This window comes from Mesorhizobium sp. M0664 (assembly GCF_040320565.1).
Taxonomy (GTDB): Bacteria; Pseudomonadota; Alphaproteobacteria; order Rhizobiales; family Rhizobiaceae; genus Mesorhizobium.
On record NZ_JAMYPW010000085.1, the window covers coordinates 1 to 10,477 of the forward strand.

Sequence of the window (10,477 nt, forward strand, 5' to 3'; positions counted from 1 at the left end):
GACGGCTCCCTTGTTTGAGATCTCAACGAACTCATTCTGGCACATCCGATGCCGTCGGGCGCCGTCCACCCCATCATGCCGTGACATCCGAGCGACACAACGGTTCTTCGGCCGATGTTACGGCATGGATCCTCGGGTCACCCGAGGATGACGAAAGCAGGGTAGTCGCCGCGCCGCGCAAAAAACCTAATTCGCCGACCCCAGCGCCTTGTCCAGCGCTTCCTTGACGTCGGCCGGCCATGTACTCACCGCTGGCCACGCGTCCGGCTCGGGCTTGTCGCCGCGGCGGGCGAAATAGAGCTTCCGGTTGACCGGGTCGACCGCCATGAAGCCGTCATTGCCGCCGCAATCATGCGGCACGCAGCCGCTCGCAAAAAAGGCGCCCGACGCGGTTTTTTCCGTGCCGCCGCCGACCAGCAGGCTGGTCGCCATGTCGGGCATGTCCTTGCCAAGCAGTGTCTCGGCTAGTTTGTAGACCGCTTCATTGTGGAAGGCGTCGATGATGTTGTCGTATTTCGACGGATCAACGTCCTTCCAGTCGGTGCCCAGCTCCGGCATGTAGGTCAGATTGCCGGACGTCGTCAGTCCGTCCGTCGGCGACCATTGCAGCGCCGGCTTGGAATCGCCCGGCAAAAGATAGGGCACGAAATAGATGGCGCTGTCGGAGATCGCGGCCGGCGGCGCGCCGCATTCATCCTGCTCGACCGTGGTCGTCTGGATCGTGCCGCCTTCCGGCTTCCACACGATCACCTTGGCCGGGCCGCATTGATTGCCGCCGTCGCCGACATCGACCAGCGCCACCTTGACGCCGCCGACCTCGACGATCTTGTCGAAGAAGACGTCGTAATTGCGCGCCAGTTCCTTGCCGTCGAAGGCGAGCACCCGTTCCCCGTACTCTTCCTCCTGAGTGATGGTCAGCTGGCCGCCCTCGAACGGGACCGGCGCCTGTTTGTCATTGTCGGCTAGGGCCGCATTGCTCACCGCGCCCTGGTCGGCGGCCCCGCCGGACGCATCGTCAGCCGGCACGAGCACCATGTCGGTCTGTGCATGCGCGCCTTGCCACCGGCATCAGAATCCACGCCAGCGCGCAGGCTCCGGCAAGAAGCGAACGTGTCATGACTGTCCCCTCCGTTCAGCCGCCACGAACCCGGCCTGTCGCGGCCAGGTCATCCTACGCTCAGGCCCAGGGGCGCTCAGCAGCGTTCTTCTTCTCGAACGAAGCGATGGCGCCGGCCTTCTCCATGGTCAGACCGATATCGTCGAGCCCGTTGAGCAGGCAGTGGCGCTTGAATTCGTCGAGGTCGAACTTGACCACGCCGCCGTCCGGCCCGCGGATTTCCTTGGCTTCGAGATCAACCGACAGCGTCGCGTTGGAACCGCGCGAGGCATCGTCCATCAGCTTCTCCAGGTCTTCCGGGCTGACGGTGATCGGCAGGATGCCGTTCTTGAAGCAGTTGTTGTAGAAAATGTCGGCGAACGAGGTCGAGATCACGCAGCGGATGCCGAAATCGAGCAGCGCCCACGGCGCATGTTCCCGGCTCGAGCCGCAGCCGAAATTGTCGCCGGCGACCAGGATCTGCGCCTTGCGGTAGGCCGGCTTGTTGAGCACGAAGTCCGGGTTTTCCGAACCGTCGTCCTTGTAACGCATTTCGGCGAACAGGCCGGTGCCGAGTCCGGTGCGCTTGATCGTCTTGAGATAATCTTTGGGGATGATCATGTCGGTGTCGACATTGACGATCGGCATCGGCGCGGCGACACCGGTGAGCTTGGTGAATTTTTCCATGGTTCTTGCCCGTCTTCTTCTCGTTGCGGGGAATTGCTGGCGCCCGGTTTACACAATGCCGCGGGCAAATAAAAGACGGCTGTTTTTGGACTTCCGTCGTCGATCGAAACACAAAATCGGTACAAACAGCTTCAAAACCACCGGCCCATGGTGCACTTTTGTCGACATGACAACGCGATCCACGATCCTTTACGCCAGCGAACCGGGCCTCGGCATCGCCGAGTTCCGCCGCGTTCTGGTGGAATCCGGCCTCGGCGAGACACGGCCCGTCGATGATCATGCCCGTTTGAAGGCGATGCTCACGAGTGCCGACCTGGTGCTCACCGCGCGCATCGATGCGCCGGGCAAGCCGCTGGTTGGTATCGCTCGCGGCATCACCGACTTTTCCTGGGTCTGCTATATCTCCGAGCTCGCTGTTTCTGCATCGGCGCAAGGGCTGGGTATCGGCAAGGGTCTGATGGATGAGGCACGCCGGCAACTCGGACCTTCCGTTGCCATCAGCCTGATCTCCATGCCCGACGCCGTCGGCTTCTATCAGCGTATCGGCATGGAGCGCATGCCCAACGCATTCTGGTTCGGCCGCAAGCGCTGAAATCCACTCCCAGCGACCTCAACCCGCGCATTCTGCCTCTTGACATGCAACCAAATGGTTGCATATTAGAGTCATGAGCATGGATGCCGTCTTTCGCGCCTTGGCCGACCCGACACGCCGGCGGTTGCTGGACAGCCTTCATGCCAGGAACGGGCAGACGCTGAACGCGCTGTGCGGTGAGATGGACATGACGCGCCAGGCGGTGACCAAGCATCTGGCGATCCTGGAAGAAGCAAACCTCGTCGCCACCATCCGCAAGGGACGCGAGAAGCAACATTATCTGAATCCCGTTCCCATCAACGAGATCGCCGAACGCTGGATCGGCAAATTCGAGCGGGGGCGACTGGGCGCCCTCGGCGATTTGAAGAAACGTCTCGAAAGGGAAGACTGATGAGCAACATTTTCGTTTATGTCACCTACATCCGCACCTCGCCCGAAAAACTCTGGCAAGCACTGACCGAGCCGGAGTTCCAGCGGCAATATTTCCTCGGCGCTCAGATGCTAAGCGACTGAAACAAGGTTCGGCGTGGAAGATGGTTTACACCGACGGCCGCGTCACCGACAGCGGCGAGGTCCTCGAGATCGATCCACCCAAGCGCATCGTGCTCAAATGGCGCAACGAGTTCATGCCCGAGGTCAAGGCGGACGGCTACACACGCTGCACCTTCGCCCTCGAGCAGGAGGGCGAGATGATGAAGCTCGCCATCACACACGAAGCCGATGGACCGCACAAGCTGCTTGGCCATGTGGCGAACGGCTGGCCGCTCATCCTGTCCAGCCTGAAGAGCCTGCTCGAAACCGGCAAAGGCCTGTCGCGCCCGGCGTCGAAGGCTTGAGGTTGTTTCGATAGCGAAACGTTTCTGGAGGCAGGGCGATGTACAGTTCCGCGGTGCACAGCATGACCAATGGCGAGACCGTTATGGCGAGCGCCGATGTTCGCGCGCCGCCCGAGCGGATCTTTGACGCCCTCGTTACACGCGAGGTCGAGCGCTGGTGGGGGTCCGCCAGGACCTACAGGATAACCGGATGGGCGGCCGACCTCCGCGTCGGCGGCCGCTGGAGCGTCACCGTCGAGACGGCGGCCGGCAGACACCTGCCCGCCAGCGGCGAATTCCTGGAGATCGAAGAGCCGCGCCGGATCGTGCAGACGCGGAGATACGACTGGGACCATCCGACGCTTGGCCGCCGCGAAACCAAAGTCGCCTGGCTGCTGGAGCCGATCGCCGGCGGCACACGCGTCACCATCTGCCATGGCGGCTTCGCCGGCATCGCTGCTGCCGCAACGAAGCATGCCGAAGGCTGGGCCCGGGTGCTGGGCTGGCTTCAGGCGTATCTTGGTACGGGCGGCTTGGCGGCGGCTTAATCCACCAAGCAACGGTAGCATCCCTTCGCGCCAGCGTTAAATTACATTCAATTCCCGAAACGGCCGCCCGTCGGCAATCCGGCTGTACCCGAACGCCGAGCAATCCACCGTGCGATAGCCGCCATGTACTATCAGTTCGGCCAGCGCCTTGCCGACCGCCGGAGCCTGCTGCAAGCCGTGACCGGAAAACCCGTTGGCGAAGAGGAAATTGCCGACCTCCGGGTGCGGGCCGATCACCGCGTTCTGGTCGAGCGTGTTGTAGTCGTAATGGCCGACCCAGGCGCGCGTCGGCTTGATCGCCTCGAAGGCTGGAATGCGGGTCGCCAGCACCGGCCAGATCACCTCTTCGAACAGCGGCCAGTCGGGGTCGAAGTCGGCGGGATCGGCCGGTCCTTCGCCCTCTTCCGCCTCGGCGCCCCCGGTGATGTAGACCGAGCCCTCCGGCCGGACATAGATGCCGCTCGGGTCGACCAGCAGCGGCATGTCGTCATATTTTTCGCGCGCCTCGAAGACGAAGACGTTGCGCTTGCGCGGCTCCACTGGCAGCGCCAGCCCGGCCATTGCTGCCACCTTGCCGGCATTCGGCCCGGCGGCGTTAACGACGGTGCCGGCCTCGAGCCGCTCGCCATTGTCGAGGGTCACACCGGCGACGCGCTTCCCCTGCCGCTCGATACCGGTCACCGACGCTGTGATGAAATCAATGTTCTTGCTTCGCAGTGCCTTGCGGAACAGCATCAGCATCGCATGCGCGTCGAACCAGCCTTCGCCGCTGCGGCCATAGGCGCCGGCGGAAATGCCCTCGACCGACAGCCACGGAAAGCGGCGGACGAGCGCCTCGGCATCCTCGAGCACGATGTCGGCGCCCTCGGCCATCTGCGCCTCGTGGTTGGCCCGCAGGATCGGCAGCCCGTTCTCGCCGGCAAGGATGAGGTAGCCGCCTTCGCGAAAGCCGATATCGGCGTCCGCGCCAAACTCTTCCCTGAGCCGCCGGAACAGTTTCAGCGTGAATTGCGACAGCCGGATGTTTTCCGGGATCGAGAACTGCTGGCGGATTGAGGCGCAGGACAGCGTGGTCGCGGCGCGGGAAAATTGCGGGTCGCGCTCGACAAGCGCGATCGAGCCCGAAAACCCTTCCTCGCGCAGATAATAGGCGACCGAGGAGCCGACGATGGCTCCGCCGATGATGACGATGTCGTAATGCACCTTTTGGCCCTTCCGATCTGAACCGCCGCGTCACGCCGCCGGCAGGATGATCTCGAAGCGCGTGCCGCTCGCCGAGTCAACCAGCCGGATCGTGCCATCATGCGCTTTCAGGAGGGCCAGCACGATGCCGAGGCCCATGCCGGTGCCGCCGGAATCGCGGCGCGTGGTGAAGAACGGCTCGAAGATGCGGCCTCGGTTGCTGGGCGAAATGCCGGCGCCGTCGTCGTCCACCACAATGGTGGCCTTGCCGTCCGCGCTTGCGGCCGTGATCGAAACCAGCGTTGCGCCGTGCCGCGCCGAATTGTCGATGAGATTGGCCAGCACGATCGCCGCGTTTTCGGCCGATATGCGCAGACCGATCTGGGCGCCCGCCTCGAGGCGCAGCGCCAGCCTGTGGTCGGCCGGCAGCAGCGCCAGTGCAGCAGTGAGCGACGTGTTTTCGCCGCTCGGTTCGAGATTTTCGGCGCGCGCCAGGTCGAGCAGGCGGCGCACCAGAAGGTTGAGCCGGCCGGCATCGGTGACGATATTGTCCGAAAAACGCCGCCGCTCGGCCTCGTCCATCGCGCTGCCCGAATCGCGCAGCAGTTCGGCGGCCCCCTGGATCGCCGTCAGCGGCGATTTGAGCTCGTGCGAGACGTGGGTGGCAAAGGTCTGGATGCCGTCGGAGCGTGCGTGCAGCTTTTCGGCCATGTCGAGGAAAGCAGCAGAGAGTTCACCCATTTCGCGCGTGCCGTGGTGATCGAGCGGCCTGATCGCCGCGCGGTCGCCGGCGGCGATGCGTTTCGTGCGTTCCATCAGCGCATAGATCGGACGGCTGACGGCGCGCAGGAAGACCAGCCCGATCAGCAGCGCGCCGCCGAGGATGGCGATTGCCGCCAGCGCCACCTTGCCGCGCTCGCCATAGAGATGCTTGACGATGTTGTTCGGCGTCCGCGACAGATAGACGACGCCGGCGACCTTGCCGGAGACCGCAACCGGCATGGCCACGAAGACGCGAACCTTGGTGCCGCGGCTGACCGAATAGAGCGGCGGCGACGGCTGGTCGGGAACCCGCAGCCTGAGCGCGCTGGCGTAGCGGCCGGCAAGCGCTGCGCGAACCTCTTCGACAGCCGCGAGCGACAGGCCGGCCTCCTCACGGCCGGCGATGACCACGCCTCTGGGATCGAGCAGCCGGAAGCCGGCGAGCGTGGTCTTCTGCGTCTCGGCAAGAATGCCCGACAGGCGTGCGCCGATTGAAGCGAAGGCGGGATCGGCGCTGGCCGCGGTGGCCGCGGGCCGGGTCGGCAGGATCCCGTCGGACGCAAGATCGAGGCCCGGTTCGATCGGCTGGTAGGGAGAGGCCCGATCGCTGGTGTTGGGTGAAGGCACGGGTGCGCCTAGCTTTTCCGGGGCAATGCCGGCCTCGCGAACCTCTTGCGCATAGATCGCGCCAAGGGCGGCGCCTTGGGCGATCAGCTCGGCCTCGGTCTGCCGGATCAGCTGGTTCTCGTAGAGCCGGAAGAAAAACAGGCCGGCCAGCGGCAGCGCCATCACCATGATCAGGATGGCGATGACGACCGTGGCGAGGCGAGGCCGCCATTTGCTGCCAATCAGTCCTTGGGCGCTCACGCGCCGCATCCGCCCAGCCGAAAACCGACGCCGTGCACGGTCTCGATCGCATCGACGCAGCCGACGGCCGCCAGCTTGGCGCGGATATTGCGGATGTGGCTGTCGACGGTGCGGTCTGCGACATGGATATTGGCCGCATAGGCGTTGGCCATCACCATGTCGCGGCCAAGCACATGCGCCGGCCGCGCCAAAAAGCCTTTCAGGATCGCGAATTCGATCGACGTCAGCGCCAGCGGCTTGCCGTCGAAGCTGGCTGTATGGCTTGCCGGAACCAGCAACAGTCTGCCATGCGAGAATTGCCGGTCGTCGGCTGGTTCCGGCGTGGGCCGAGCGCGGCGCAGAATGACGTTGACGCGGGCGACCAGCTCGCGCGGGCTGAACGGCTTGATGACATAATCATCGCCGCCCATCTCCAGCCCGAGCACGCGGTCGATCTCTTCATCACGCGCGGACAGGAACAGCACCGGCAGGTCGGATGTGTGGCGCAGCCGCCGGCACACTTCCAGCCCGTCCATTTCCGGCATGCCGATGTCGAGCACGACGAGATCGGGCGCATGGCGCTCTATCGCCTGCAAGGCAGCCGCGCCGTCCGGCACCGCCAGCGTTTTCATGCCGGCCTTTTCCAGCGCGAAGCAGATGATTTCGCGAATGTGCGGGTCGTCGTCGGCGACCAGTATGTGGTGCGGCATCAAATCAGCGGCCCGGCATGAAGGGTTCGGACATCGGAGGAACCACGAACGGGCCACGCCTGTTGAGGGCGCGGTTGAGCCGCCAGTCGCGAAAGCTCCAGCCCCGCCAGTTCTCCTGGCCGGCGCGGAAGCGTGCTTCGTCCTGTGCATACCAGCCGGCGAGTTCGCGGATGGAGGCATCCTCCGCGGAAACCGTCCTGCTCTGGTGCTGGACGAAGCGATCGAGCGCCGGCAAGGCGCCGGGCCCGAGCGAGCGCAGGTACCAGACGTCGAGCTGGGTGCCTTGGCCGGTCATTTCGAAGCAATGGTCGACATTGTAGTTGGCGATCAGCGCGGCAAAGTTGATGAACGAGCAGGCATAGAGCGTCGCCGATAGCGTCAGAAGATTGGCGGCAAGCAGCCATTCGTTGGACTTTTCGCGCGCGATGCGGGCCATGATCAGGACAAGGCCTGCCGCCACCAGCCCCATCCAGACGAACGCAGCGACACGCCAATAGGTCAGCGCATAGATACCGATATAGAGATCGAGCCGCAGGATCGACGAGATCACCAGGAGGATGTTCTGCGCCACCCAGGCATAAACCAGCCGGCGGATGAGCGGATCGCCGGAGGTCGCGCTTCCCGGCCGCAGCGCCGCCAGCACGAAGCCGGCGGCCAGCAGCGCCGTGACGATCAGCGGATAGGCGCCGCGATGCGCGTAGGCGGCATAGGTCAGCCCGTCGGGAAGCGCGATGCCGCCCCACAGATAGGTGGCGTCGAGTGCGCTCTGCACCGCGAACAGGATGTTGAAGACGACGAGCGCCCGGAGGATAGCGGCCTTGCCGAAGACGATGTCCTCGATGGTGGTCCTGGTGGCCGGCGTCGCCGGTGCGCTGGCTGGCGACACCCTGCGGCGGCGGAGAAAACGCGGCAGGCGCGGCCGCAGAAAGGCCCAGACGCAGGCAAGCACGAACAGCCAGAAGGCGAGACGTGGCAGCTGGACGAGGTCGAGCAGTGCCATCAGGTCGATCAGCGAGAACCAATATTCGATGACCGGATTGGCGGCGCCGAACAGCGCGAGGAACACTGTGCCGAGGCTCAGCGGCATGACCCAGACGGCGATCGCCGCAAGGCGCACGCGCCGCCGGCCAAGCCGCCGCGCCGCCATGCGCCAGCGGAAGAAATCAAGGACGAGCCGAAATGGCGTTGCAACCAGGAACAGCGAGAGTTGGCCGGCAATGCGGGCAAGGCCGAGCCGCAACCGTCCGGCCAGTGAAAGCGCGAAGATGGCCGTCGCCGCCAGCGCGATCGAGACGGACAGTGCGCTGACATTTTCCACAAGCGGCAGCAGCGCCATGAACAGCGCAACCGGCTTGAACCAGAACCTGCCGTCGTTGAAGGCGCCGAGAGGATGGAGAGCCATGCTCGCCGCTGCAATCGCAACGCCGAACAGGAAAAGCGTGATGCCCGCCGGTTGGCCATAGAAGAAAAAATCGGCCAGTGCGACGAGCAGGACGGCAACGCCGAAGCGGTAGCAATAGCTCGGCGCCGCCGAGAGGAATACTATCATGATCGGGCTTTCTCGGCGGCTTTGATGCGGCCGGTGGGCGGGGATTTCCGGACGAAAGGGAGGAGGTTTACCGAAGTCCGGGCGGATCGACGAGCCACCAGCTTTCGCGGCGAAGCCGGTACGGCAGGGACCAACGGGAGTTCGTTTGCTCTTGCATGCCGCCCTTGTCGCATCCGGTCGGGTGGCAAGCGGGGCGGAGACGAGGAGATTTTCCGAAATTGCGTGCAGTTTTTATGCACGGCTTGCCTCGGCCGGCTGCAGACGGCATAGATCGGAGATGACCACCGAAAGCTACCGCCCGCGCCGCTCGGTGCTTTACGTCCCGGCTTCGAACGACAAGGCGCTGGCCAAGATCCAATCGCTGGCCTGCGATACCGTCGTCATCGATCTCGAGGACGCCGTCGCCCCGGCCGACAAGCCTTCCGCGCGCGAAAAGCTGGCGGCGATTTTCGCCGGCCGTTCCAACCGGCGCTGCGAGATGGTCGTGCGCATCAATGCGCTGTCGAGCGAGTGGGGCGGCGCCGACCTGCTGGCCGCGGCAAAATGCTCGCCCGACGCCATCCTGCTGCCCAAGGTCGACACGCCGCGCGACATTCTCGAGGCCGGCGACGTGCTCGACGACAATTTTATCGCCGACGAAGTCAAGCTATGGGCGATGATCGAGACGCCCAGGGCGCTGCTCAATATCGGGCCGATCGCTGAGCTCGGCCGCGATCCGGCCTCTCGACTGGCTTGTTTCGCTGCCGGAACGAATGACCTGGTCAAGGACACCGGAATTCTCGCCACGCCCGACCGGCGCTATCTCGTTCCATGGCTGATGCAAATGGTGCTCGCGGCGCGTGCCGGCGGCCTCGACCTGCTCGATGGCGTCTTCAATGATTTTCGCGATATGGACGGGTTTGCGCGCGAGTGCACGGAAGCGGCCGCCATGGGTTTTGACGGCAAGTCGCTAATCCATCCGGCTCAGATCGAAGCCGCGAACCGCGCCTTTGCACCGTCGCCCGAAGCAATAGCCGAAGCGCGCGCGGTCAAGGATGCCTTCGCGCTCGCCCAACATACCGGTAGGGCGGTAGTTGCGCTGAACGGCAAGATGGTCGAGCGGCTGCATCTGGCGCAGGCCGAAAAACTGCTGGCGAAGGCCGCCGCTGTTCGCGCATGACTAACGCAACTGACGACAGGATTGAAGAATGAAACTCTACCGTTTTCTGTCCGGTCCGGACGATTCCAGCTTCTGCCACAAGGTGACGGCGGCGTTGAACAAGGGCTGGCACCTGTTCGGCTCGCCGACCTATGCCTATGACCAGGAAGCCAAGACCATGCGCTGCGGCCAGGCCGTGGTGAAGGACATCGAGGGCCAGGAATACGGCCCCGACACCAAGCTCAGCGACTGGTAGGGAGGTTCGCTGAAGCGCTCGTCCTTCGTCATCCTGGGGCGTAGCAGTCGCGAAGCGACGTCGCGGAGTACCCTAGGATCCATGCCGTTACCTCTGCCGAAGGGCACGGCGGATCAGGATTAGTGTGATCTACCACCGATCGGGATAGCCCCGTTACCCAGAACGGGATGATGAGCGTTCGGTTCTGCACCGCCGGCGCACTGCATCACTATCACGGCATGATGGGGTGGACGGCGCCCGACGGCATCGGATGTGCCAGAATGAGTTCGTTGAGATCTCAAACAAGGGAGCCGTCC

Annotated in this window: 12 protein-coding genes and 1 pseudogene; 7 read left to right on the top strand and 6 right to left on the bottom strand. The window is 64.2% G+C overall.

The features are described 5' to 3' along the window. Positions 1-186 precede the first annotated feature (186 nt). Together NKI39_RS33575 and leuD are read right to left on the bottom strand one after the other, a co-directional pair. Positions 187-1,117: pseudogene (locus NKI39_RS33575) on the bottom strand (Ivy family c-type lysozyme inhibitor). Between the two features lie 60 nt (positions 1,118-1,177). Further along, positions 1,178-1,783, bottom strand: coding sequence for a 3-isopropylmalate dehydratase small subunit (gene leuD, locus NKI39_RS33580; protein WP_352541962.1), 606 nt, complete (start codon positions 1,781-1,783; stop codon positions 1,178-1,180). A 166-nt stretch (positions 1,784-1,949) separates the two neighbouring features. On the opposite strand from leuD, the gene NKI39_RS33585 reads away from it, so the two are divergent. From NKI39_RS33585 to NKI39_RS33605, 5 genes are all read left to right on the top strand, one after another. After that, on the top strand, positions 1,950-2,375 hold the full coding sequence (locus NKI39_RS33585; protein ID WP_352837384.1) for a GNAT family N-acetyltransferase: 426 nt from the start codon (positions 1,950-1,952) through the stop codon (positions 2,373-2,375). A 79-nt stretch (positions 2,376-2,454) separates the two neighbouring features. Beyond that, positions 2,455-2,766 carry an ArsR/SmtB family transcription factor gene (locus tag NKI39_RS33590; RefSeq protein WP_352450226.1) on the top strand — a complete coding sequence of 104 codons (312 nt, stop codon included), beginning with the start codon at positions 2,455-2,457 and terminating at the stop codon, positions 2,764-2,766. After that, positions 2,766-2,888, top strand: a complete 123-nt coding sequence (locus tag NKI39_RS33595; RefSeq protein ID WP_352837361.1) for an SRPBCC family protein — start codon at positions 2,766-2,768, stop codon at positions 2,886-2,888. The genes NKI39_RS33590 and NKI39_RS33595 overlap by 1 nt, the downstream gene beginning before the upstream one ends. A gap of 20 nt (positions 2,889-2,908) precedes the next feature. Next, entirely contained in the window at positions 2,909-3,211 is a 303-nt protein-coding gene (locus NKI39_RS33600; RefSeq protein ID WP_352837364.1) for an SRPBCC domain-containing protein, read from the top strand. Positions 3,212-3,249: 38 nt separating this feature from the next. Further along, a complete protein-coding gene (locus NKI39_RS33605) occupies positions 3,250-3,738 on the top strand; it encodes an SRPBCC family protein (RefSeq protein ID WP_352837367.1) in 489 nt (162 codons plus the stop codon). A gap of 36 nt (positions 3,739-3,774) precedes the next feature. Here NKI39_RS33605 and NKI39_RS33610 read toward each other — a convergent pair whose 3' ends face one another. The 4 genes from NKI39_RS33610 to NKI39_RS33625 are packed head-to-tail and all read right to left on the bottom strand — an operon-like array spanning position 3,775 to position 8,787. Then, positions 3,775-4,941 carry an NAD(P)/FAD-dependent oxidoreductase gene (locus NKI39_RS33610; protein WP_352837370.1) on the bottom strand — a complete coding sequence of 389 codons (1,167 nt, stop codon included), beginning with the start codon at positions 4,939-4,941 and terminating at the stop codon, positions 3,775-3,777. 30 nt (positions 4,942-4,971) lie between these two features. After that, complete coding sequence (locus NKI39_RS33615) at positions 4,972-6,558, bottom strand: ATP-binding protein (RefSeq protein WP_352837372.1); 1,587 nt, start codon at positions 6,556-6,558, stop codon at positions 4,972-4,974. After that, entirely contained in the window at positions 6,546-7,238 is a 693-nt protein-coding gene (locus NKI39_RS33620; protein WP_352837375.1) for a response regulator, read from the bottom strand. Before NKI39_RS33620 ends, NKI39_RS33615 begins: the two co-directional genes overlap by 13 nt. Positions 7,239-7,242: 4 nt before the next feature. Beyond that, positions 7,243-8,787, bottom strand: coding sequence for a DUF4153 domain-containing protein (locus tag NKI39_RS33625; RefSeq protein ID WP_352837378.1), 1,545 nt, complete (start codon positions 8,785-8,787; stop codon positions 7,243-7,245). 277 nt (positions 8,788-9,064) lie between these two features. Between NKI39_RS33625 and NKI39_RS33630 the strand changes: the two genes are divergently transcribed. After that, complete coding sequence (locus tag NKI39_RS33630; RefSeq protein WP_352837381.1) at positions 9,065-9,946, top strand: HpcH/HpaI aldolase/citrate lyase family protein; 882 nt, start codon at positions 9,065-9,067, stop codon at positions 9,944-9,946. 28 nt (positions 9,947-9,974) lie between these two features. Further along, on the top strand, positions 9,975-10,181 hold the full coding sequence (locus NKI39_RS33635) for a DUF1737 domain-containing protein (protein ID WP_352470863.1): 207 nt from the start codon (positions 9,975-9,977) through the stop codon (positions 10,179-10,181). The last annotated feature ends 296 nt before the right edge of the window (positions 10,182-10,477 follow it).